Source organism: Pseudoduganella sp. OTU4001, from assembly GCF_038440195.1.
GTDB lineage: Bacteria > Pseudomonadota > Gammaproteobacteria > Burkholderiales > Burkholderiaceae_D > Rugamonas.
Map to the genome: position 1 here is coordinate 187,157 of NZ_JASATG010000004.1, position 23,347 is coordinate 210,503.

General features: G+C 63.0%; 20 protein-coding genes. 11 read left to right on the forward strand and 9 right to left on the reverse strand.

All coding sequences use genetic code 11. The features are described 5' to 3' along the window. Window positions 1–14 precede the first annotated feature (14 nt). Together AAHE99_RS05790 and AAHE99_RS05795 are read left to right on the forward strand one after the other, a co-directional pair. Window positions 15–503, forward strand: a complete 489-nt coding sequence (locus AAHE99_RS05790; protein WP_342115349.1) for a hypothetical protein — start codon at window positions 15–17, stop codon at window positions 501–503. Next, window positions 500–1,834, forward strand: coding sequence for a GAF domain-containing protein (locus tag AAHE99_RS05795; RefSeq protein ID WP_342115351.1), 1,335 nt, complete (start codon window positions 500–502; stop codon window positions 1,832–1,834). Before AAHE99_RS05790 ends, AAHE99_RS05795 begins: the two co-directional genes overlap by 4 nt. On the opposite strand, the gene AAHE99_RS05800 is transcribed toward AAHE99_RS05795, so the two are convergent. Both AAHE99_RS05800 and AAHE99_RS05805 read right to left on the reverse strand, forming a co-directional pair. Further along, on the reverse strand, window positions 1,835–2,521 hold the full coding sequence (locus AAHE99_RS05800) for a hemerythrin domain-containing protein (RefSeq protein WP_342115354.1): 687 nt from the start codon (window positions 2,519–2,521) through the stop codon (window positions 1,835–1,837). A 92-nt stretch (window positions 2,522–2,613) separates the two neighbouring features. After that, window positions 2,614–3,567, reverse strand: a complete 954-nt coding sequence (locus AAHE99_RS05805; protein ID WP_342115355.1) for a hypothetical protein — start codon at window positions 3,565–3,567, stop codon at window positions 2,614–2,616. Window positions 3,568–3,711: 144 nt separating this feature from the next. Between AAHE99_RS05805 and AAHE99_RS05810 the strand changes: the two genes are divergently transcribed. Both AAHE99_RS05810 and AAHE99_RS05815 read left to right on the forward strand, forming a co-directional pair. Further along, the gene (locus tag AAHE99_RS05810; protein ID WP_342115357.1) at window positions 3,712–5,562 is read left to right on the forward strand and encodes a hybrid sensor histidine kinase/response regulator; all 1,851 of its coding nucleotides are present in this window, start codon (window positions 3,712–3,714) and stop codon (window positions 5,560–5,562) included. Between the two features lie 40 nt (window positions 5,563–5,602). Then, window positions 5,603–6,886, forward strand: coding sequence for a hypothetical protein (locus AAHE99_RS05815; RefSeq protein WP_342115359.1), 1,284 nt, complete (start codon window positions 5,603–5,605; stop codon window positions 6,884–6,886). Here the strand turns inward: AAHE99_RS05815 and AAHE99_RS05820 are convergent. After that, window positions 6,883–7,179, reverse strand: coding sequence for a PsiF family protein (locus tag AAHE99_RS05820; RefSeq protein WP_342115361.1), 297 nt, complete (start codon window positions 7,177–7,179; stop codon window positions 6,883–6,885). The genes AAHE99_RS05815 and AAHE99_RS05820 overlap by 4 nt on opposite strands. A 112-nt stretch (window positions 7,180–7,291) precedes the next feature. On the opposite strand from AAHE99_RS05820, the gene AAHE99_RS05825 reads away from it, so the two are divergent. Then, window positions 7,292–8,155: a CsgG/HfaB family protein gene (locus AAHE99_RS05825; protein ID WP_342115363.1), complete on the forward strand. Its 864-nt coding sequence runs from the start codon at window positions 7,292–7,294 to the stop codon at window positions 8,153–8,155. A 2-nt stretch (window positions 8,156–8,157) separates the two neighbouring features. On the opposite strand, the gene AAHE99_RS05830 is transcribed toward AAHE99_RS05825, so the two are convergent. Next, the gene (locus AAHE99_RS05830) at window positions 8,158–9,435 is read right to left on the reverse strand and encodes a sodium/glutamate symporter (protein WP_342115365.1); all 1,278 of its coding nucleotides are present in this window, start codon (window positions 9,433–9,435) and stop codon (window positions 8,158–8,160) included. Between the two features lie 74 nt (window positions 9,436–9,509). Here AAHE99_RS05830 and AAHE99_RS05835 point away from each other — a divergent pair, with 74 nt between their 5' ends. Beyond that, entirely contained in the window at window positions 9,510–9,758 is a 249-nt protein-coding gene (locus tag AAHE99_RS05835) for a DUF1059 domain-containing protein (RefSeq protein WP_342115367.1), read from the forward strand. A gap of 6 nt (window positions 9,759–9,764) precedes the next feature. Here the strand turns inward: AAHE99_RS05835 and AAHE99_RS05840 are convergent, their stop codons facing one another. Both AAHE99_RS05840 and AAHE99_RS05845 read right to left on the reverse strand, forming a co-directional pair. After that, window positions 9,765–10,919, reverse strand: a complete 1,155-nt coding sequence (locus tag AAHE99_RS05840) for a TIGR04552 family protein (RefSeq protein WP_342115368.1) — start codon at window positions 10,917–10,919, stop codon at window positions 9,765–9,767. Between the two features lie 86 nt (window positions 10,920–11,005). Beyond that, window positions 11,006–11,785, reverse strand: coding sequence for a substrate-binding periplasmic protein (locus AAHE99_RS05845; RefSeq protein ID WP_342115370.1), 780 nt, complete (start codon window positions 11,783–11,785; stop codon window positions 11,006–11,008). 192 nt (window positions 11,786–11,977) lie between these two features. On the opposite strand from AAHE99_RS05845, the gene AAHE99_RS05850 reads away from it, so the two are divergent. From AAHE99_RS05850 to AAHE99_RS05865, 4 genes are all read left to right on the forward strand, one after another. After that, on the forward strand, window positions 11,978–14,521 hold the full coding sequence (locus AAHE99_RS05850; RefSeq protein WP_342115372.1) for a TonB-dependent receptor plug domain-containing protein: 2,544 nt from the start codon (window positions 11,978–11,980) through the stop codon (window positions 14,519–14,521). Between the two features lie 104 nt (window positions 14,522–14,625). Then, window positions 14,626–15,540, forward strand: coding sequence for a histone methylation protein DOT1-like protein (locus AAHE99_RS05855; protein ID WP_342115374.1), 915 nt, complete (start codon window positions 14,626–14,628; stop codon window positions 15,538–15,540). Between the two features lies 1 nt (window position 15,541). After that, a complete protein-coding gene (locus AAHE99_RS05860) occupies window positions 15,542–16,375 on the forward strand; it encodes a GNAT family N-acetyltransferase (protein WP_342115376.1) in 834 nt (277 codons plus the stop codon). A 114-nt stretch (window positions 16,376–16,489) separates the two neighbouring features. Beyond that, window positions 16,490–17,092, forward strand: coding sequence for a DUF1579 domain-containing protein (locus AAHE99_RS05865; protein WP_342115378.1), 603 nt, complete (start codon window positions 16,490–16,492; stop codon window positions 17,090–17,092). 28 nt (window positions 17,093–17,120) lie between these two features. Here the strand turns inward: AAHE99_RS05865 and AAHE99_RS05870 are convergent, their stop codons facing one another. After that, window positions 17,121–18,728, reverse strand: a complete 1,608-nt coding sequence (locus AAHE99_RS05870; protein WP_342115380.1) for a methyl-accepting chemotaxis protein — start codon at window positions 18,726–18,728, stop codon at window positions 17,121–17,123. Window positions 18,729–18,865: 137 nt separating this feature from the next. Between AAHE99_RS05870 and AAHE99_RS05875 the strand changes: the two genes are divergently transcribed. Next, a complete protein-coding gene (locus tag AAHE99_RS05875; RefSeq protein WP_342115382.1) occupies window positions 18,866–19,633 on the forward strand; it encodes a CPBP family intramembrane glutamic endopeptidase in 768 nt (255 codons plus the stop codon). 43 nt (window positions 19,634–19,676) lie between these two features. Here AAHE99_RS05875 and AAHE99_RS05880 read toward each other — a convergent pair whose 3' ends face one another. Both AAHE99_RS05880 and AAHE99_RS05885 read right to left on the reverse strand, forming a co-directional pair. Beyond that, on the reverse strand, window positions 19,677–21,257 hold the full coding sequence (locus AAHE99_RS05880) for an isocitrate lyase (RefSeq protein ID WP_342115384.1): 1,581 nt from the start codon (window positions 21,255–21,257) through the stop codon (window positions 19,677–19,679). Window positions 21,258–21,530: 273 nt separating this feature from the next. Beyond that, a complete protein-coding gene (locus AAHE99_RS05885; protein WP_342115386.1) occupies window positions 21,531–23,180 on the reverse strand; it encodes a M28 family metallopeptidase in 1,650 nt (549 codons plus the stop codon). Window positions 23,181–23,347: the final 167 nt, after the last annotated feature.

A 23,347-nucleotide genomic window follows, 5' to 3' on the forward strand; every position in this document is an offset into this window, starting at 1 on the left:
GATAGAATCTTGCCATGAGCGCACCAGACCTCGATCCCGGACAAATCGCCTTCATGCGCGGCGGCGTGTCGATCAGCGTGGCCAGTTGCGGCAGCAACGGCATGCCGCAGCTCGTGCGCGCCATCGGCTGCCGGGTCAGCGACGATGGCCGCCGCGTCACGGTCTTTGTACCGGAAGCGAAATCGCAGGCGGTGCAGCGCGATATCTTTGCCACCGGTGCGATTGCGGTGGCCTTTACCCAGCCTTCCACCCACCGCACCATGCAGCTGAAGAGCCGCGATGCGCGCGTGACCGCGCTGGCGGCGGATGATGTGCAACTGGTGGAAGCCTACCGCGATGCCTTCGTGGCGGAAGTGGGCGCCATCGGCTTCCATGAGCACATGGTGCGCACCTTGCTATCCTGCCCGCCGGAGCAACTGGTGGCATTGAGTTTCTGCCCAAGCGAGGCGTACAGCCAGACCCCCGGCCCCAACGCCGGCAAGAAGCTGGAGGCCGGCGAATGAGCGACGTCACGCTGGACACCATCCGCGAGTGCTTTGAGGGTGTGGTCCCGGCGGTGCTGGGCACGGCCGGCCTGGATGGCATGCCGAATGCCTCCTACTTGTCGCAAGTGCAGTATATGGACCGCGAACACGTGGCGCTGTCCTATCAGTTCTTCAACAAGACGCGTGTCAACATCCTGGCCAACCCGCATGCGCGGCTGACGGTGATCAACCCTTACACCGGCGCCCAGTACTCGCTGGCGCTGCAATACCTGCGCACCGAGACCTCGGGCCAGCTGTTCGAGAGCATGAAAGCCAAGCTGGCCGGCCTGGCATCGCACACCGGCATGAGCGGCGTCTTCAAGCTGCTCGGTTCCGACGTGTTCCGCGTGACCGAAATCGTGTGCGTCGACCGCGATGTGGCGCCGCCGCCCCCGCCGCCGCGCAATCTTCTGGCCGCGCTGCGCCTGTGTTCCGAACGCCTGCTGGCCTGCCGCGACCTGGCGCAGCTGTTCGATGAAACCATGGCGTGCCTGGACCAGAAGCTGGGCATCAGCCATGCCATGCTGCTGTTGCACGACCCGGCGGCCGGCTGCCTGTACACGGTGGCCAGCCACGGTTATGAGCAATCCGGCGTGGGTTCGGAGATCCCGCTGGGGCAGGGCGTGATCGGGGTGGCGGCACGCGAAGGCACGCCGATCCGCATCAGCCACATGACGGCGGAGTACAGCTACAGCCGCGCCATCCGTCAGCAGACCGAGGGCACCGAACTGGCGCAGGCGCTGCAGACCGAGATCCCTTATCCCGGCCTGGCCGAATCGCGTAGCCAGCTGGCGGTGCCGATCCAGGGCTGCGAACGTTTGCTGGGCGTGCTGTACGTGGAAAGCCCGCAGGACCTGCGCTTCACCTACGACGATGAAGATGCCCTGGTCACGCTGTGCGGCCAGCTGGCGATGGCCATGCACATCCTGCAGAACGTGCCGGCGCCGGAGCCGGAACCGGAAGAGCAGGCGGCGCCCCATGTGCAGGGCGTGCCGCTGGTGGTGCGCCATTACGCCGACAATGACTGCGTCTTCTTCGGCAACGACTACCTGATCAAGGGTGTGGCGGGCGCCGTGCTGTGGGCGCTGCTGCAGGACTTTGTAGCCCATGGCAAAACGGCCTTCTGCAACCGCGAGCTGCGCCTGGACCAGCGTGTGCGGCTGCCCGATGTCAGCGACAACCTGGAGGCGCGCCTGGTGCTGCTGGCGCGCCGCCTGTGCGAGCGCGAGGCGCCGGTGCGGATTGAAAAGACGGGGCGCGGGCATTTCCGCCTGTGCGTCGAACGCCCGCTGCAGCTGGCGGAAGGCTGATCACGCAGCCAGCGCTTGCGGGGCGGCCAGAGCCGCTTCCAGCTTCTGCATATCGCGCGCGCTGATCAGGCTGCGCGTCATGGCCAATACTCCCTCGAACACCGGCGGCGGCATGCCGGCCCGCATCCCCAGCAGCATGCCCGCGCGCTCGGCCGGGTTCAGCGACGGGATCATCCAGCGCATGGTGGCCTGCATTTCTTCCGGAGGGATGGCGGCGACGATGCGGTCGTGGATCTCGTGCAGCTCCTCGTCGGTATAGCAGGCCCACAGTACGGCGTTGTTCTCGGTTTCCTCCAGGTTCATGTGCACCAGGTTTTCGCCCACGAACACCGACAGCTGCAGGTGCAGGTGGTCCAGATGCTGGAAGCGCGCGCTGCCGATGGCGGTGGCGCAGTGGTCGCACAGGGCCAGCAGCTTGTCGATGGCCCAGTCGTGGTGGTCATGGTCGCCTTCCGTCACTTGCGCGGAGCCCGGGCGGCGCGCGTTCATCGCCGGATGCACGAAGGCGCCTTCATGCTCCAGGTGTTTGCGCATGGCCTGCAGCAGCTCACGCGTCTGCGCCAGCGCGCCGTGCAGGTCTTCGTTATCGGCGGCATCGGTGCGCGCCAGGCGCGCTTGCGTATCGCTCATGAAGCTGCGCAGCGCCTTGTGGATGCCGGAATACATATTGATTCGTGGTTTGCTCATTTCATTCACCCTCTGGTTGGTACGGAGTGAATGGTAGACATTAAGGCATCGGCGCGTTCTTAAAAACTCCCTCACCAAACCTTAAAAACTTCTTAAGGGGCGCGCTGGCGGGTTTTTAAGGTGGCGCCGGCGGGGCTGAACAGCAGGACGTGCTCGCCCATGCGCGGGCGTCCGTCCGGGCCTGGCGGCAAACTGGTGGGCGGGGCGGACTGGTATAGCCATACTTCGCGTCCGCTGTCGAAGCGCAGGCGGGTCTGGGGCGGGCCGAGGGCGGCCAGGGCGGCGGCGCGGTCCTGCGGTGCGGCGGCGCTGGCGGCGGGCGGCGCGTCGGCATAGTCGAAGGACAGCAGGGTGTCGTCGGGCCAGCTGGCGTCCCAGATCGGGGCGTGGTAGCTGTGCTCAAGCAGCACCTGGCAGTCGCAGTAGGGCATTTCCTCGGCCGGTGGGTTGCCGGCGTACATGGCGTGGAAGGGCAGGGTGGCGCGCCGCTCGCCATGCTGCAGGGAGATGGCAAAGACCGGTCGTTCCGTGAAGAACATGTAGTTGCCATTGGGATCGCTGCATACGCGTTCGGGGCTGCGCAGGAATTCATCGAGCCAGGCGAACAGGTGGGCGTTGTTCGATACCAGTCCCGCCTCCATCCCGACCAGGCACTCCAGCCGCAAGTCACCGAGACGGCGCATGCCTTCCGGCACGCCGGGGCTGCGTACTTCGGCGCGCCAGGTCATGGACAAGGTTTTGCGGTTGGCCAGCACGGCGGCGTCTTCGCGCCATAGCGTTTCATCGCGCTCCAGCGTGAAACTGTGGTCGGCCGCGATGGGAACGGTTTTGCTGCCGGTGTCGCCCACCACCTTGAGGCGGATGCCGTCCATCGACATGCCCGGCTGGCGCGGCAGGAGACGGAAGCGCAGCGTGGCTTGCGGCGCCAGCGCATGCTCGCGCGCGAAACGTTCCATACCGTGCAGCATGCGGCGGTAGGACTTGTCCACGGGTGAACGGGTGCTGGGCACTTCGACCGTGGGCAGTGCCTGCAGTGCTGCGGCCAACAGGAAAACCGTTTTCCACATAATTAGAGATTGTGGCATGCTGGTCAAATTACCGCTCATTGAATGCGCCTGTCGCGCGCATCGCTACCAATGATTAACGAACTGCCAGCGCTAGAGAGTTTGTCAAACAAATTTGAACTTCTGGTGGCCAGCATCAGTGACTACGCCATCTGCATGCTCGATCCGGAAGGCCGCGTCACCAGCTGGAACGTCGGCGCACAGCGTACCAGCGGCTACTGTGAGAGCGAGGCGATTGGCATGCATTTCTCGCGCCTGCATACGCCGGATGACTGCAACGCCGGTTTGCCCGGACATGCCCTCGAGACCGCGTTGCGCGAGGGCCGCTTTGAATGCGAGGGCTGGCGCGTGCGCAAGGACGGTACGCGCTTCTGGGCCAGTGTCGTGATCGACCCGATCTATACTCCGGACGGCGAGCATATCGGCTATGCCAAAGTCTCGCGCGACATTACGGAAAGCCGCCGCGTGCTCGATGCGCTGCGCGAAAGCGAGCAGCGTTTCCGTTTGCTGGTGCAGGGTGTGACCGACTATGCGATCTATATGCTGTCGCCGGAAGGCCTGATCACTAATTGGAACCTGGGCGCCGAGCGTATCAAGGGCTATGCGCTGGATGAGGTGCTCGGCACCCATTACCGCCGCTTCTTCACCGAAGAGGATCGGCTTGATGGTGCGCCTGAGCGCGCGCTGGTCATCGCTGCGCGCGAGGGCCGCTATGAGTCGGAAGGCTGGCGCGTGCGCAGGGACGGTACGCGCTTCTGGGCCCATGCGGTGGTCGATGCGCTGTACGACGAGCACGGCAAGCTGGTTGGATTCGCCAAGGTCACCCGCGACAACACCGAGAAGCGTCTGGCGGCGGAGTCGCTGGAGCAGGCGCGCAACGCCCTGTTCCAGGCACAGAAGATGGAGTCGATCGGCCAGCTGACTGGCGGCGTGGCGCACGACTTCAATAACCTGCTGGCGGTGGTATCCAACGGTATCGACATCCTGCGCACGGCACCGCCGCCGGAAACCCGGACACGCGTGCTCGATAGCGTGCGGCGCGCCGTGGAGCGCGGCGCCTCGCTGACGCAGCAGCTGCTGTCCTTTGCGCGCCAGCAGCCGCTGGCGCCGACCGTGCAGCAGCTGAACCAGGTGGTGGCGGGTTTTGAAGGCGTGCTGCGGCGGGCGGCGGGGCCGCTGGTGCGGTTCGAACTGGACCTTGACCCTAAGCTGCGCCGTGCTTCGATCGATGAAGCGCGCTTTGAGGCTGCCCTGCTGAACCTCGTGGTCAATGCGCGCGACGCCATGCCCGACGGCGGCAGTATCGAGGTCACCACCCGCAATGTGAGCCTGGCCGCCAACCAGGCCGCCACGCTGGAAGCTGGCGACTATGTGCGGGTCAGTGTGACCGACACCGGCAGCGGCATGGCGCCGGAAGTGCGCGAACGGGCCTTCGAACCGTTCTTCACCACCAAGGAGATCGGCAAGGGTACCGGCCTTGGCCTGAGCCAGGTATATGGCTTTATCGTGCAGTCGGGCGGCGGCGTGACGATCGATACCGAACCGGGGCGCGGCAGCACCATCAACCTGTTCCTGCCAGCGCTGGCGGCGGACGTGGCGCAGCTGCCGGCGCACCGTGCCGCGCGCGAGGAACGGGTGCTGATCGTGGAAGACGACCCGCTGGTCATGGAATCTGCGCGCGATCTGTTCCAGACCATGGGCTATGCCATCCTGCATGCCAACGACGGCGCTTCCGCCCTGCGCGCGCTGCAGCGCGACGGCGAGGTGGACGTGCTGTTCAGCGATGTGATGATGCCGAACGGGATGACAGGGCTGGAGCTGGCGCGCGAAGTGCGCCAGCGCTATCCGGACATCAAGATCATCCTGGCCTCCGGTTTCCCGCAGCCGGCCATGCAGGATGCGGGCCTGAGCGAATTCGCCTTCGTCGGCAAGCCTTACCGCCTGGCCGACCTGGCCCGCCAGCTGCGTTCGGGCTGAGGTACACTCTACGGCTTTGACACAAGCCGTAGGGGAGACAATGAAAAAACTGGTATTGGGAGGCCTGGCGATGCTGATGGCTGGTAGCGCCATGGCGGCGTCGGTGCAGGACGTGGCGGAGCGCTACCGCAAACTGGCGCTGGCCATCGGTCAGCATGACAGCAGCTATGTGGATGCCTATTACGGCCCGCCGGAGCTGGAGCAGCAGGCTGCGAAGAACAAGCAAAGCCTGGCTTCGATCCGCGCCGATGTGCAGGCCGCGCAGCGCGACATCGCACAGCAGAAAGCCGGCAATCCCGACGAGGCGCTGCGCATCGAGTTCCTGTCCAAGCAGTTGAAGGCGATGCATGCCCGCGTCGAAATGATGGAGGGCCGCAAGTTCAGCTTCGACGAGGAGACGGCCCTGCTGTACGACGCGGTGAGCCCGCACCATGACCGCGCCTACTACATGGCGCTGGTGGCCCAGGTCGACAAGCTGCTGCCGGGCGAAGGCCCGCTGCCGGAACGCCTGAAAGCCTTCCGCGCCAAATTCGTGATCCCGAAGGATAAGCTGAAGCAGGTGTTCGATGCCTCCATCGCCGCCTGCCGCGAGCGCACCGCCGCCTTTATGGAACTGCCGAAGAAGGAAAGCTTCGTGCTGGAATTCGTCAGCAACAAGCCCTGGTCCGGCTACAACTGGTACAAGGGCAATGCGCATAGCCTGATCCAGATTAATACCGAGTTCCCGATCTACATCGACCGCGCGCTGGACCTGGGCTGCCACGAAGGCTATCCGGGCCACCACGTCTACAACGCGATGCTGGAGCAGGCCCTGGTCAAGCAGCGCAACTGGGTGGAGTTCAGCGTGTACCCGCTGTATTCGCCGATGTCGCTGATCGCCGAAGGCAGCGCCAACTACGGCATTGAAATGGCCTTCACCGAGGCGGAGCGCATGGCCTTTGAACAGAAGGTGCTGTATCCGATGGCGGGCCTGGACCCGGCGCTGGCGCCGAGATATATGGAGCTGCTGAAGCTGCTGGGCAAATTGAGCTATGCCGACAACGATGCCGCGCAAGCCTACCTGGAAGGGAAGTGGACGCGCGAGCAGACCATCGAGTGGATGGTGAATGTGGGCCTGTACCCGCCGGAGAAATCGGCGCAGCGCCTGTCCTTCTATGACGCCAACCGCGGCTATGTGATCAACTACAACCTGGGCAAGGACATGGTCAAGGCCTGGGTCGAGAAGCAGGTGACGGCTACCGATCCGGTAGCCGCCCGCAAGCAGCGCTGGGATGCGTTCAAGGCGCTGCTGTCGTCGCCGCGCCTCGCCAGCGGACTGCGTTAAGCGGCCTTTTTGGCGCTGAGGCATTCTTTCATGAATGCCTTGCGCTCATCGCCCTTCTTGCCTTCGGCATCTTTGTTGCACATTTTCATCTTGTCCTGCTGCGTCACTGGCGCGGCAGGCTTGTTGCTCAGGCATTCCTTCATGAACGCCTTGCGTTCGTCCCCCTTCTTGCCCTCGGCCTCTTTATTGCAGGTCGTCATTTTCGATTGCTGGGTGTTCTTCGCCGGCGCCGGGTCCGCGGCAAACGCGGCGGAGCAGCTCAGGGCCAGGGCAGCAATGATCAGTTTTTTCATGAGGGTTCCTTGTAACAGTTGAGTTGGTCTTGCGCTGTAACTATACATAGATTTTTTGTCGATGTGACCTATTCTCTAAAGATGCCGTTGAGTTCAAACAGGGAGAATGAACATGGACAACAAGAAGTTCTTTCAATCAGGTGTGGTTCTACTGGCGCTGACTGCGTGTGCAGGTACCGACCCCAAGCTGGGCGGTGCACCGACGGTGGCAACGGGTTCGGCTGGCGGCGCGACGGCGTCGAATGCCAGTTCGCAGCTGGAGAAATGCGATAAGCCGCTCGGCACGCTCGGTGTGGTAGAGGATACGGCGGCGCCGTGGTACCACCATCTATCACAATACAAACTTGGCTCGACGGTGCCGGTGCTGCGCATGATGATCCAGCAGTCGAACTGCTTCGTGGTGGTGGAGCGCGGTGCGGCGATGGGCAAGCTGATGCAGGAACGTTCGCTGGCCGCGTCCGGCGAAATGCGCTCCGGCAGCAATTACGGCAAAGGACAGATGGTGGCTGCCGACTACACCATGAGCCCGAGCATTACGTTCAGCCAGAAAGGCACCAGCGGCATGGGTGGCGCGCTGGGCGGCCTTGGTCTGCTGGGGAGCGTGGCGGGCGTGGTGGCGGGCGGGCTGAAGTCCAACGAGGCTTCGACCACCTTGCTGATGGTGGATAACCGTTCCGGCATCCAGCTGGCTGCAGCGGAAGGCAGCGCCAAGAACTTTGACTTCAACGTCGGCGGCGCGCTGTTTGGCGGCGGCGGCTTTGGCGCGGCGGGCGGCTATTCCAACACGCCGGAGGGCAAGATCCTGATTGCTTCGTTCATGGATTCGTACAACCAGCTGGTGAAGGCGGTGCGCAATTACAAGGCGCAGGAAATCGCAGGCGGCATGGGCACCGGCGGTTCGCTTGGCGTGCAGGGCGGCTCGACGCCGGCTTCCAAGGAACTTGAGAAGAAGCCGGCCACCAAGAAGAAAAACTGAGCTTACATCCAGCGCAGGAAAGCACCGATCACGGGGGCGTTGGTCAGGTCGATCAGGAAGCCTCCGGTTGGCGGCACCAGGGTGGTGGCGCGCGGGGCCTTGCCATGCTGGCGGGTAATGGCGTCCATCGCCGCGACGGCTGTCGCGGTGGAGCCGATGCCGTAGCCGGCCAGGCCGGCGGTCGCAACGGCGGCTTCGTGGTCGCGGCCCAGCAGCGGCCAGACCACGAAGGCAGCGAAGGCCAGGGTCAGCGCAATGTTGACCGAAAGGATGGCGAGCATGGGGCCGGCGACGGCTGCCAGCTCGGCCAGGTTCAGCGGCGCCAGGGTGACCACCAGGAACAATGGCAGCAGGACGGCGGCGATGCGGTTGACCGTGTCGCTGCGCAGCCATGTCCAGCCGGCGGCGTCGTGGATGGCGCGTAGTGTGAAGGCTAGCAGGAGGGCGCCCATATAGGCCGGCAGGGCGGCGCCAATCCGGTCCAGGCCGAAGCTGATCCAGGCGCCGGCTTTCACGCAGAAGGCCACCAGCAGCAAATGTCCAAGCGCGCTACGGCCCAGCGCCGCCAGCGAGCGCACATCGGCGATGAAGTCCGCCACGGCCGGCCGTGGTTTGGCCACGCCTGCTTGCGCCTCTCCCGCCGCGGACGCAGGCCGCGCGTTACGGCGGATGAGCCAGGCGCCAAGGGGGCCGGAGAGGAGGGCGCCGGCGACCAGGCCAAAGGTGGCGGCGGAGGCGCCGATGGTGGCGGCCGAAGCCATGCCTGCTTGTTCGAAGCGCGATGAGAATCCGAGCGCCGTGCCATGCCCGCCCACCAGGGTAAGCGAGCCGCACACTACCCCCAGCAAGGCCGGTGCACCAAGCGCGGTGGCAAGCGCCACTCCTGCAGCGTTCTGCACGACAGCCAGCACGGTGGTGCCAGCCAGCAGGATCACCAGCATCCGCCCGCCGCTAGCAAGCAAGCGCAACGGCGCGGCCAGGCCCACGCAAGTAAAGAAGCCCACCAGCAAAGGCAGGTTCAGATTCCTGGCCGGGCGCGCCAGCCATTCGTGGTCCGGCGTCACCAGCCAGGTCCACCAGCCGGCATTGACCTTGGTGGCGAAGCCAAGCTCCAGGCCGGCTGTGCGCAACAGCAGGCAGGCCAGCGCAAACAGCAGGCCTCCCACCACGGGAACGGGAATGCTGAAACGCGCCAGCACGGGCACGCTGCGCAAGACGAATTGGCCGAGCAGGAGCAGCGGCACGGCCAGCAGTAGCAACAACCAGGGTGAAAGTGTCATCCAGTCATATTGCTGAGATTGTGCCCCGGTGTCAAACGCCTATAGTGATAGTAGTCCAAGCGAAGGAGTCTGCCATGACCCGTAAATATATCGACTGCCGCGAGTTCCCCAGCGACACGCATTGCAGCGTCGCCATTGCGGCCGACAGTGAGGAAGAGTTGCTGGAAATCGCGGTCCAGCATGCCGTGTCCGTCCACAAGCATACCGATAGCCCGGAACTGCGCGCCGCCATCCGCGGCCTGTTCAAGGACGGCACGCCGCCTGAACATTTCCTGTCGCCCGGTACCCCTGCCGGCATACCGGAAGGCGTGCGCACACACTAAGCCGCCTTAAGCGGCGCGGATGGCTGGCTGGGCTTCGATATAGCGGATCAGTTCGCGGCCCAGCACGCGCAGGCGCGCCGTTTCGACCTGGCGCTTTTTATAGGCATCATGGCTGGCTGGGCCTTCCAGCGTGCGGCCATGGCTGGCCTTGTCCATCAGCTGGATCTCATACTCGAAGAAGAAGCCGATATCGTAATCCGGTCCCATGGCTTTCGGGTCGTCCGACGGTACATGGATCATCTTGCGCACCGTGACCTGGATGCTGTTGAAGCCGGCCCCGCTATGCGGATTGTCGGCGCGCGTCTGGGGCGCGGAAATCGCCATCAGCTCTGCATCCATCTTTTCCAGCAGCTCAGCAGGATAGCCATTGGCCGCCTCCAGCATGCAGCGGTACTTGGAAAAGATTTCCTTGGCCGCTTCCATGTCGAGCAAGGTGTTGCGGGTACGCTGGGAATCGACATTGGTCACTGAAATCACATGCGCGCGCTGCAGCGTGCGCAAGGCCAGCAGGCATTCGAAGCGTGTGTTGAAGATCAGCCGCACGCCGAGGTGGTCGAAGATATCGGCCGCCAGGTAGGCCGCCTTCTGCAGCAGCTTCAGCAGGATGCTGCCGCGGCTCTTGTTGTTCTTGCGGTCATAGTGCAGCAAGGGCAGGCAAATCTCGCCATCGCTCAGGTAATGGTGGCCTTCTTCTTCGCGGATTACTTCATCCAGGCTGGCAAACACTTGCTCGCGGATGATGTTGAAATAGCGCAGCTTAAGGTTGTTATCGATGTAGAAGATGCCGTGCATGACCTTGAGCACCGAACACGACCACATGCGCCGCAGCTCAACCTGCTCGTTGCCGTGCAACGAAGCGAATACCAGCAAGTCCAGCGGATCCTGCGGCATGCTGACTTCTTTCGGGATCAGTGCCGCCTGGTCGGGCGTCAGGAAGGTGCTGCAGATGAAATCGAGCGCCTCGCCGTGGGCGCGGGCGATCACCTGGCGTGCGTGCGGATTGTCGATGTCGAAGCCGTATTCGCGCACGAACTCGCGCGCATCGTGCTGGTTGCGCAAGGCCAGTCCGCCCAGGTCAATCGCTGATACCCCGGAGGCGATGGCATTCAGGTAGGTCCAGTTAATGGAAAATTTGCCCTGGCATTTAAGCGTGGCATCCATGGCGCTTTCGTGTGTTTTTGCAACCGTCCAGTCTTTTAAGAAAGTATCGCAGCCAAAAGTGCAGTCTGCAAGGCGGTTGTTGTTTGCTAGCGCGCCGCGCCGGCTGCCACTTCCAGCTGGCGGTAGTCCTTCGAGGTGCGCACCGCGCCAATCGATTGCCAGATCGCTTCGATGCGCTGCGGATCGCGTTCATAAGTGGGGCGGGAGATCATGAGATGCAGGTGCACGGTGCTGAAGGGCTGTTCCGCCTGCCGCACGTGGCCCTTGAAACGCGGGTCGCTGCGCGCCAGGTTGCTGGCCTCCAGGCCTTGCAATACGGCGACATCGTAACTGCCCAGGGCGAGCATGCGCAGCGCATCGGCCGCCGACTTGACCAGCTCGCGCGGCAGGAAGCCTTTGTCGCGCAGCTGCTGCGACACCAGGTAGCCGGACTGCACGATCACCACTTTGCCCGGCGCCAGCAGTTCCTTGCCATCCCAGCTGGCATTGCCGCCCACGCGCAGGAAGACCAATGCTTCATCTTCGAACATGGCGCGCGCAGGGTCTTCTCGGCCATCGGGCAATTGGGGAATGCGCGACCAGGAGCGGCGGTCGACGGAGTCGGCGGCCCCGATCACGCCATCCACCTGGCCCAGTTTCAGTTCGCTGAGGCAGCGCTTCCAGGGCTTCGGTGAATAGATGAACTGTTCATTGAGGTGGTTTTCGACGCGTCGGAGCAATTCGAAATTGAGGCCTTTACCACCGGGCGTGCTCCACGGCCTCTGGTCGACGTCTTCAAAGCAAAGGCGCAGCGGCGGCTCCTTCGCGGCATGGGCTTCCATGCCGGTCAACAACGCCAGCACCACGCAGAGGCTTTTATAGCTCATGACACAAAGAGTAGCACGGCGCTTTTCGCGATTAGGTTACTTAAAGAAAAAGATTTACGGATGTTGTATTTACGCATGGCATAACTTGAAAGAATGGACGTATGAAAATGTTGCATATACATTCACCGCTTGTATCCGTATGTATCAGCGGTTTTGGTTTTTTAATCTGTAAAGCGCAAGGAAGAAAAGTATATGAATAAACGTTTCCCGATTGCAGCATTGATGTTGTCCGCCAGCCCGTTCGTGCTGCTGGGCCAAGCTCATGCACAGGACAGCGCCGCCCCCGTCGCTGCAGCGCAGGCGGCTGACGCCACCACCGACGAGATCCAGAAAGTGGTGATCGTCTCGACCGGTAGCCGCGGCCAGCAGCGCACCATGGTCGATACCCCGGTACCGATCGACGTGCTGAGCTCGCGCGAACTGACCAAGACCGGCCAGGTATCGCTGGACAAGTCGATGCAGTTCCGCGTTCCTTCCTTCAACACCGTTCAGACCCCGGTCAACGACGCCACCTCCCTGCTGGACCCCTACGAAATCCGTAACATGGGCCCAAGCCGCGTGCTGATCCTGATCAACGGCAAGCGCAAGAACATGAGCTCGCTGGTCTACACCCAGACCTCGCCAGGCCGCGGTGAATCCGGCTCCGACATTTCCGCCATCCCAGCCGACGCCATCAAGCGGATCGAAGTGCTGCGCGATGGCGCGTCCGCACAATACGGCTCCGACGCGATCGCCGGTGTGGTCAACATCATCCTGAAGGACAACGCCGAAGGCGGTTCCATCACCGCACGTACCGGCATCACCCACGAGCACGATGGCGGCATGGGCGGCCTGAGCGTCAACCAGGGCTTCGCACTGGGCGGCGACCGCGGCTTCTTCAACTACACCATCGATGCTTCGCAGATCAACCTGGCCAGCCGCTCCGGCAAGGTCAGCGCGGAAGGCGAAGCGGGCGACTTCGGCGCCACCCTGGCTGAAGTGCAGGCTTTCCTGAACAAATACCCTGACGCGCGCAACGTCAACGGCGCGCCGAAGACCAAGGCTTACAAAGGCCTGTTCAACACCCGCTACGAGCTGGGCGACGGCGTGTCGATCTACGGTAACGGCGCGTACGTGAACAAGAAGATCAACTCGTTCGCGAACTACCGTACCCCATACTGGCGTCCGACCGACTACGGCCTGCTGCACCCGGCAGGTTCGGCATACGAGGGCTACCAGCCAACCTTCGACGGCACCCTGGATGACTACAACCTGACCGGCGGCGCCAAGATGGACCTGGCCGGCTGGGCGGCAGACTTCAGCCTGACCTACGGCGGTAACGAGCAGAAGTACGACGTGACCCACTCGGTCAACCGCAGCATGGGCGCCGCTTCGCCAACCAACTTCTACGCCGGCGGCGTGAAATTCGAACACTATGTGTTCAACGGCGACATCTCCAAGCAACTGTCCGACACCGTCAACTTCTACGCCGGTACCGAACTGCGCCACGAGAAATTTGTCGTGAAGGCTGGCGACCAGGCTTCCTGGCAAGGCACCGGCGCCGACTCCTTCGCTGGTAACCACCCAGACAACTCCTTCCCATCGTCGCGTTCCAACTACGGCGTGTACGGCGGCGCAACCTGGGACATCAGCAAGGATTGGCTGATCGACGGTACCGGCCGTTGGGAGAAGTACACCGACTTCGGCTCGGCCTTCGTGTGGAAAGCATCCACCCGCTACAAGGCGAACGATTGGGTGACCCTGCGCGCTTCGGCATCGAAGGGCTTCCGCGCTCCATCCCTGGCACAGATCTACACCCAGAAGGCGCAATACTCCTTCGTGGCTGGCGGCGGTATCCAGGTTTCCGGCCTGGTGAACAACGTATCGGCTGCTGCCGCTGCGCTGGAAGTGCCTAAGCTGCACGCTGAAAAGTCGGACAACATCACCCTGGGTCTGGGCCTGAAGCCGGATGAGAACACCAGCGTCACCCTGGACTACTACAACATCAAGGTGAAAGACCGTATCGTCCTGGGCAAGGAAATCGGTCCTAAATGCGCGCCTGGCGACACCGTCTGCTTCAACTCCAGCAAGCTGGACCAGGAACTGGCCAAGGCCGGCATCGTATCGGTGAGCTTCTTCATCAACGCGATCACCAGCCGCACCGAAGGCCTGGACTATGTTCTGTCGCGTAAGAACATTCCTCTGGCCGACGGTAAGCTGACCCTGAACCTGTCCGGTAACTACACCCACAAGAACGAGCGTGATGGCGCCGTGAACAATCCGAAGCTGGTGGCGGATGCCGGCCAGTCCGTGATGGACGCAACCCAGGAAGCGCTGATGTTCACTTCGCGTCCTAAGTTCAAGACCATCCTGGGCGCGGATTGGGACTACAAGCAGGTGAACCTGTCGCTGAACAACACCGTGTTTGGCCCGACCCGCTTCCGCCAGGCTGGCCTGGACAGCAACCTGGAGACCAAGTTCAAGACCAAGAACGTCACCGACTTCGCCGTCAACTATCACGTGATGCCGAATGTGACCGTGTCGTTCAACGTCAACAACGTGTTCAACACCACGCCTGAGTGGGAGTTCAAGGCTCTGAATGCCGAAGGTCAGAAGATCATCGACAATCCGAACCTGCGTATGATCCAGCGCAACCTGATCACCTTCAACGGCCGCTACGACATGGTGACCTACGATGGCTCGCACTTCAGCCAGCTGGGCCGCACCTTCGCAGCATCGGTGAACTACCGCTTCTAAGCAGCCTTCCGGCTGACGTAAAAACCGCCCCTCGGGGCGGTTTTTTATTGGCATAATCACTGCCACCAATATCATCGAAAGGCACCACGATGCAGCACAGCGCCATGCGGCAGGCAATCACCAACGGCGAGCAGCATCTGCGGCCGGTGCTGGATGATGCGCAGTTCGCGCAGTACGTCGCGATCGGGCTGGCGGTGCGCGAAGCATTCCGCACGCCGGCGCTGCGTGACATGTTTATCGCGCGCCTCAAGCCGCACCGCAAGCTCATTATCGGCAGCGTGCCGGCCGGCATCCAGCAGCACGGCATGCTGCCTGCGCGCGCACCGATGCGCAGCCTGGACGATATTGCGGACGCCGAACTGGCGCAATGGCTGGTGGATGACGGTCGCCTGATCTACGGCGAGTTCACGCAGCAGGAGCTTGATAACTATTTCGCGGCCATGGCGCCAATGCTGCCGGCGCAGGGTCATTTCATCGACCTTGGCAGCGGCCTGGGTAAGGTCGTCATGCACGCGGCGCTGGCCTTGCCGGGTATGCGCTGTACCGGCGTTGAGCTGCTTGGCTACCGGCACGACATGGCGCAGGCGCGCCTGGCTGGTGTGCTGGCCGCGGGTGAGGCGGAGGACGCGGCCCTCGCGGCGCAAGTCGGAGCGCGCGTGCGCCTGCTGCGGCAGGACATGTTCGAGGCCGATGTCAGCGATGCTTCGCTGGTGTTCATTTACAGCACCTGCTTCGCACCGCTGATGGACCGCCTGGGCGACAAGCTGGCGCGCGAGCTGCCACTGGGGGCGCTGGTGAGCACCACCACCTTCCCGCTGCAGCATCCCGGCTTTGAGCTGGTGCAGCAATTCGCGCCGCCGAGCGTGGCGTGGACGACGGTGTTCCTGTATCGCCGGCGCGGCGCGTTCGATACGCTGCCGCCGGCAACGGCCAGCTATATCTACGAACAGGACGGCGCGGCGTGGGAAGAGGCGGTATGCGCTGCGTTCGCTGCGCATGACGCGCTGCAGGGGGGCTGATATGGAAATTCGTGCAATGTCGCAGGACGAGCTGGAAATGGTGTTGGACTGGGCGGCGGCCGAGGGCTGGAATCCGGGCTGGCAGGACGCCGCCAGCTTCCATGCCGCCGATCCGGGCGGCTTCCTGCTTGGCCTGCTGGATGGCGAGCCGGTGGCCAGCATCTTCGCCGTGCAGTATGGCGCCGGCTTCGGCTTCATCGGCGGCTATATTGTGCGGCCGGAGTTTCGCGGCCAGGGCCATGGCATGGCGGTGTGGCGCGCCGGGATGGCGCGGCTGGCGGGGCGCAATGTCGGCCTTGATGGCGTGCCTGCACAGCAAGCCAATTACGCCCGCTCCGGTTTTAAGCTGGCGCACCGCAACGTGCGCTTTGAAGGGCAGGGCAGCGGCTTGCCGGCTGAAGACCGCGTGCTGCCGTTAGGCGCGCAGGATATCGACGAGGTGGTCGCCTACGACCGCGCCTTCTTCCCCGACCAGCGCGCGCAATTCATGCGCCACTGGCTGACACAGGACGGCAGCATCGCGCTCGGCCTGCGCGACGGCGGCGCGCTGCTCGGCTACGCCGTGCTGCGCCCGTGCCGCAACGGTTTCAAGGTTGGCCCGCTGTGCGCCGAGACGCCCGCGGTGGCGGAGGAGCTGATGCAGGCCCTTCGCGGCCGCGTCCCGGCCGGCCAGCCGATCTTCCTCGACGTCCCCGAACCGAACGCCGATGCCATGGCGCTGGCAGCCCGCCACGGCATGCAACCATGCTTCGAAACCGCACGTATGTACACCGGCGCGGACCCGCAGTTGCCATTGGGCCGCCAATATGGCATCACGACCTTTGAGCTGGGATAAAAAACGAACAATTGCTTCACCGCAAAGTGCGCTGCCTCGTGCCGCGCAAGTTGCGTGAAAACCGGCGGCGTGGTTGAATGGCTTTCCCAATCACCTGCTGGATAGGAGGAAGCCATGAAGCTCCGTCGTGTCGCGCAGTACCTGGTTGTTGTTGCGGGATTCACCCTGGCTGGCGCTGTAGCGGCGTCGGATAAGAAGAAGTCCGGCCCGCCTGACGAGAAGGCGGCGATGGAGGCGATGGCCAAGGCTTCCACCCCCGGTGAGGCGCATAAGAAGCTCGATGCGCTGGCCGGCAAGTTCAGCGTCAAATCCAAGATGTGGATGGACCCTTCCAAACCGCCTGAAGAAAGCACCGGCTCCACCGAGCGTAAATGGGTGCTGGGCAACCGCTACCTACAGGAGAGCTACCAGGGCCAGTTCATGGGCCAGCCGTTCGACGGCCTGGGCATCACCGGCTACGACAACGTGACGAAGAAGTATTTCGGCAGCTGGATCGATTCCGGCAGCACCAGCATGACGCTGGCGCGCGGCAGCATGAGCGGCAACACCATCACCTACAAAGGTATGATGACCGACCCGATGGCCGGGAAGGAAGTGCCGTACTCCATGAAGATGATCATCAAGGACAACGACAACCACGTGATGGAAATGTGGGGCCCGGGGCCGTCGGGCAAAGAGATGAAGTGGATGGAACTGAGCTACGCCCGCGTCAAATAGCGAGGCGTAGCCCTGCCCGGGCTGCGGCTTAGCTGCGGCCCAGGCGCGGCAGGCGGCGCGCTGCACCTGCCGCGCTATCGGCATCGAGCCGGAACACACCCACCGCTTGCAGCAAGGCCGCCGATTGCTGCTGCATGCTGGCCGCCGCCGCTGCGGCCTGTTCGACCAGCGCAGCGTTCTGCTGCGTCACCGCATCCATCTGCGAAATCGCCTCGTTCACCTGCGCGATGCCGGCGCTCTGCTCATTGCTGGCGGTGCTGATCTCGTTGATGATCTGGCGTACGCGGTGCACGCTGTCCACCACCTCCTGCATGGTGCTGCCGGCCTGCGCCACCAGCGAATTGCCGACGCTGACCGTTTCCACCGAGGCCCCGATCAGGTCCTTGATCTCCTTGGCCGCCGCCGCGCTGCGCTGGGCCAGGTTGCGCACTTCGGACGCCACCACCGCGAAGCCGCGTCCCTGCTCGCCGGCGCGCGCCGCTTCCACCGCCGCGTTCAAGGCCAGGATATTGGTCTGGAACGCAATGCCGTCAATCACGCTGATGATATCGACGATCTTGCGCGAAGAGCTGTCGATCGAGGCCATGGTTTCCACCACCTGCGACACCACGGCGCCGCCTTTCTGCGCCACGTCGGACGCGTTGGCTGCCAGTTCATTGGCGGTGCGTGCGCTGTCGGCGTTCTGGCGTACGGTGGCGGTCAGCTCCTCCATCGAGGCGGCGGTTTCTTCCAGCGAGCTGGCCTGGCTCTCGGTGCGGGCCGACAGGTCGCTATTGCCGGCCGCGATTTCGCTCGAGGCGGTGGCGATGGTGTCGGTCGCGGTGCGGACCGAGCTGACGATGCGCGCCAGGTCGTCGCGCATGGCTTTCAGCGCATTGACCATGCTGTTGTCGTCATCGTGCTTGACGCTGATTGGAACGGTCAGGTCGCCGCCGGCAATACTGCGCGCGATCGACGATGCGTAATCCGGTTCGCCACCCAGCTGGCGCAGCATGCCGCGTGCGATGTACACGCCTACGCCCAGCAGCAGGGCTGCCAGCAGCACGGCGCCGATCGCGAACGTGACGGCGCGGCCGCGCACCGTGGCGTCGACCGTGTCGACGTAGACGCCGGAACCGAGCACCCAGCCCCAGGGCTCAAAACCTTTGACGTAGGAGACCTTCTGCACCGGCTTGTCGCTGCCCGGCTTCGGCCACATGTATTCGACCGGGCCGCCGCCCGACTTTTTCACCGTGTTGACGAACTCGACGAAGAGGAATTTGCCGGTGGGGTCCTTGTTGGTGCTCAAATCTTTATTGTCGAGCTCTGGCTTGATTGGATGCATCACCATCTTGGGCTGCATATCGTTGAGCCAGAAGTATTCGTTGTTGCCATACCGCAACACTTTGATCGCATCCATGGCCTTCTTTTGCGCCTCGGCGCGCGGCAAGGCGCCGCTGGTTTCCTGCTTTTGGTAATAGTCGAGCACACCGTACGCGGTTTCCACCGCCTGCCGCACATTGCTGGTCCGTTCCTCCAGGATGAGGGTGCGTTCAGACACAAGGAAAATCGTGGTGAGGATGATGATGCCGAGGATCGCGCCAGCATTCAGCACTGCCAGCTTCTTCGCGATACTCATGGACTGCGTAAAGTTCATGGTTGTCTCCAGCTGATGAATGTTTTTTTGTGAAATCAGGATGGCATGGCTTGTCCAAAAAGGGAAGCGATGCACGCTGTCGCGGCGGGATGCCCGGTGCTATAGTTCGGCACTGTTTGTTAATAGAAAGGTATTAAATGCAGGTCGCGATGATGGTGGAGTTGGCGATGGTGCTGGCGGCATTCGGGCTGGGCGCCAATATGTTGTGGCAGGCGCGCAGGAACAGGCAGCGCTGGATCGATGCGATGGGCCTGCGCCTGAACGGCGCTGCGCTGCGCGACTTGCTGGCCGGATTTCTTATTGCTGCCAGCGCGATGCTGGGCATCTTCTGCACTGAACTGCGCATGAACGCGATTGCGGCCGGAGCGGCCAGCGGTGCGGCGCTGCCGGAGCTGGCGCAGACGGCGCTCATAAAATTTGCATTTACCGTCAAGGAGGAGCTGGTGATGCGCTGCCTGCTGCTGGCCGGACTGCTGCTGGTGCTGCGCGGGCGCCAGGCCTTGGCGATCGGCGTCAGCGCCGTGGCGTTTGGTCTGATCCACTTGAGTAATCCCGGCGCCACGCTACTGTCGGTGATTGGCAATTCGCTGGGCGGCGTGATTTATGGCCTGGCCTTCATCAAGGCTGGCAATGTGTGGTTCCCGGTTGGCCTGCATTTCGCCTGGAACTTCGTACAGGGACCGCTGCTTGGCTTCCCGGTCAGCGGCATGGATGCGGGCGGACTGCAGCGTATCCATGACCTGGGCCCGGCCTGGCTGACCGGCGGCGCCTACGGCCCGGAAGCGGGCGCCATCGGCATCGCGTTCCGCTTTGTGATCATTGCGCTGGTGCTGGCCTGGGTGGCGCGCACCGCAAGCGCGCGGCAGGGCACGGGTGGCGTGGCGGGCGCGGTGCTCGCCAAATAAAAAAGGCCGGCGCAATGCCGGCCTCCTCGTGCGCGGGGTGCGCTTAGAACTGGTTCATGGTGTTGTCTTTACCAGCCGCCTTCAGTGCAGCTTCGCCGCTGAAGTATTCCTTGTGGTCGTCGCCGATGTCGGAACCGGACATGTTCTGGTGCTTGACGCATGCGATACCCTGGCGGATTTCCTTGCGCTGCACGCCAGCCACATAACCCAGCATGCCTTGCGAACCGAAGTATTCCTTGGCCAGGTTGTCGGTCGACAGCGCGGCGGTGTGGTAGGTCGGCAGGGTGATCAGGTGGTGGAAGATGCCTGCTTCGCGCGCTGCGTCGGCCTGGAAGGTGCGGATCTTCTCGTCTGCTTCCAGTGCCAGCGGGGTGGCGTCGTAGTCGGCGTTCATCAGCGCGGCGCGGTCATAGGCCGACACGTCTTCACCGGCGTTCTTCATGCGGTCGTAAGCCTGCTGGCGGAAGTTCAGGGTCCAGTTGAACGATGGGCTGTTGTTGTACACCAGCTTGGCGTTCGGGATCACCTTGCGGATTTCCTTGACCATGCCGCCGATCTGGCCGATGTGCGGTTTCTCGGTTTCGATCCACAGCAGGTCGGCGCCGTTCTGCAGCGAAGTGATGCAGTCGAGCACGCAGCGCTCTTCGCCGGTGCCGGAGCGGAACTGGAACAGGTTGCTTGGCAGGCGCTTAGGACGCAGCAGCTTGCCGTCGCGCTTGATCAGCACGTCGCCGCTGTTGACGGTGTCGGCGGTCACTTCGTCGCAATCGAGGAAGGAGTTGTACTTGTCGCCCAGGTCGCCCGGTTCGTTGGTGACGGCGATCTGCTTGGTCAGGCCGGCGCCCAGCGAGTCGGTACGGGCCACGATGATGCCGTCGTCCACGCCCAGTTCGAGGAAGGCGTAGCGCACGGCGCGGATCTTGGCCAGGAAGTCTTCATGCGGAACGGTGACCTTGCCATCCTGGTGGCCACACTGCTTCTCGTCCGATACCTGGTTTTCCAGCTGGATGCAGCAGGCGCCAGCTTCGATCATCTGCTTGGCCAGCAGGTAGGTCGCTTCCGCGTTGCCGAAGCCGGCGTCGATGTCGGCGATGATCGGCACGACGTGGGTCACGTGGTTGTCGATCTTTTCCTGGATGGCTTTCTTGGCCTCGCCCTGGGCTGCGTCCAGCTGGCGGAACAGGCCGCCCAGTTCACGCGCGTCAGCCTGGCGCAGGAAGGTGTACAGCTCCTTGATCAGGGCCGACACGGCGGTCTTTTCGTGCATCGACTGGTCCGGCAGCGGGCCGAACTCGGAACGCAGCGCGGCGATCATCCAGCCGGACAGGTAGAGGTAGCGGCGGTCGGTGCTGTTGAAGTGCTTCTTCACCGAGATCATCTTCTGCTGGCCGATGAAACCGTGCCAGCAGCCCAGCGACTGGGTGTACTGGGAGGAGTCGGCATCGTAGCGGGCCATGTCGGCGCGCATGATCTTCGCGGTGTAGCGGGCAATGTCCAGGCCGGTCTTGAAACGGTTCTGGGCGCGCATGCGGGCGGCCGATTCAGGATTGATGGCGTTCCACGAGCTGCCGTTCTTGTTGCGCAGGGCAGCGATGGCTTGGATGTCGTCTTGGTATTGGGACATGGTCATATTCCTAAAAAGAAGGATTAAGAAAGCGAAGCACTTGGAATAATGATAGGCCATTTGCTGCGCCGCACCCATGTCTTATATAAGACATATAACTTAAAAAATGTTCCTGTATTTTCAGTTACTTAGTTGCGTAATTTCATGATGCGCAATGTCTTTTCGCGGGATGAACTGATGAGGGAGCTGCTCGGTGCTGCAGCGTTCTACGATGTGGATGCGGGATTCCGCATTATGAAAAAAGGCCGGTGGGAGCCGGCCTTGTGGGGAGAGTTACTTGCGTTTTGCTGCGCTCTGGTCGCGGATGGTGCGGAATTCGGAGTCGCTCGACCAGTTCGGCCAGGACTTCGATTCGGCCAGGTCGCGGCCTACGCTATATAGCACCTGCAGGTCGCGCACCATGCCGGTGAAGGGCCACTTGGCGTCCCACTCGTCGGAAGGCTGGTGGTAGCTGTTGCTGTCGTACGCTTGCTTCCACTCTTTGGCGGCGGCCATGCCGCCTTCTTCCCAATCCTCGCCGGAACCGATGGAGAAGGCCGGCACGCCGCGCTTGGCCATCGGGAAGTGGTCGGAGCGGAAGAAGTAGCCGGCCGCGGTGTGCGGATCAGGCGCGTAGCTGACGTTGACCTGTTTGAATTTGGCGATCAACGCATCCAGCAGGTCCAGCTTGGCGCTGCCGGAAATGGTGAAGTCGCGTGCCGGGCCCCATGGGCTCAGCGCGTCCATATTGATCATGCCGGCGGTGGTGGCCAGTGGATAGAGCGGGTTGGCCGCGTAGTACTCGGAACCGAGCAAGCCTTTTTCTTCCGCTGTCACGGCCAGGAACACCACGCTGCGCTTCGGCGCAGGGGCCTTGCCGTAAGCGCGCGCCAGTTCGATCAGGGCGGCGATGCCGGTGCCGTTGTCGATGGCGCCGTTGTAGATCTTGTCGCCTTTGGCGTCAGGCAGGCCTACGCCCAGGTGGTCCCAGTGGCCGCTGTAGATCACGGTTTCCTGCGGTGCTGCCGAACCTTCGCGCAGGCCTACCACGTTCTTCGACTTGATTACCTGCGTATCGACCGCGTAATGGGCCGACAGGCTGACACCTTTCAGTTCCATCGGCTTGAAGCCGCGTGTTTGCGCCTGCTTCTTGGCCGCTTCGAAATCGAGGCCGGCGCGCTTGAACAGGTCAGCCGCCACGTCGCGCTGGATCCAAGCTTCCATTTGTGCGTGCGATTTCTTCGGGTCCTTGCGCACGATGTCGTACATCACATTGGTGTTGGAGTTCTTTACCGTCGCCCAGCCGTAGGAGGCCGGTGCGGTTTCGTGCACGATGATGGTGCCGACCGCGCCCTGGCGCGCCATCTCTTCGTACTTATAGGTCCAGCGGCCGTAGTAAGTCATGGCTTTGCCGCCGAATTCACCTTCGCCGGTTTCGAAGTCCGGGTCGTTGATCAGCACCACGGCCAGCTTGCCTTTCAGGTCCACGCCCTTGAAGTCGTTCCACTTGCGCTCAGGCGCGGTCACGCCATAGCCGACGAAGACCAGCGGCACCTTGTCGAAGTCGACGCGCTTGGCGCCGTTCATCGCGGCGCGCACCGCCATCTGCTCGCCCTGTGCGAACGGGATGGTGTCTTTGCCGTGGTGGGCATTCAGCACCACCGGGCCGTTGATTTCAAAGCGGCCCAGCGGCACTTCCTGGAACCAGCTGCGCTTGCCCTTGACCAGGTCACCGCCCGGTTTCAGGCCGGCGGCTTCGAATTGTTTGGCGATGAAGCTGACGGTCTTTTCCTCGCCGGCGGTGTTTGGGCCGCGGCCTTCGAATTCATCGGAAGAGAGGATCTTGACGTCTTGCGACAGGCGCTGCGGATCGAGCTTCGGCGCGTCCTGTGCCTGGGCCGCGGTGGCGGCCAGCAGCACGGTGGCCAACATGGCGTTTTTCACAACTAATCTCCTTGTGGGATAGAAAACCCGGCAAGTATCGGCTCTGGCAGGCCGGCGGTCAAATGGCGCACGGATGTGTAACGCAGTGTTGCAGGCGGGCCGCAAGCAGCCCATATGCGGGCGGGCTGCGGCATACTTTCGGCAGTGATTTATCTGAACGGAGGCAA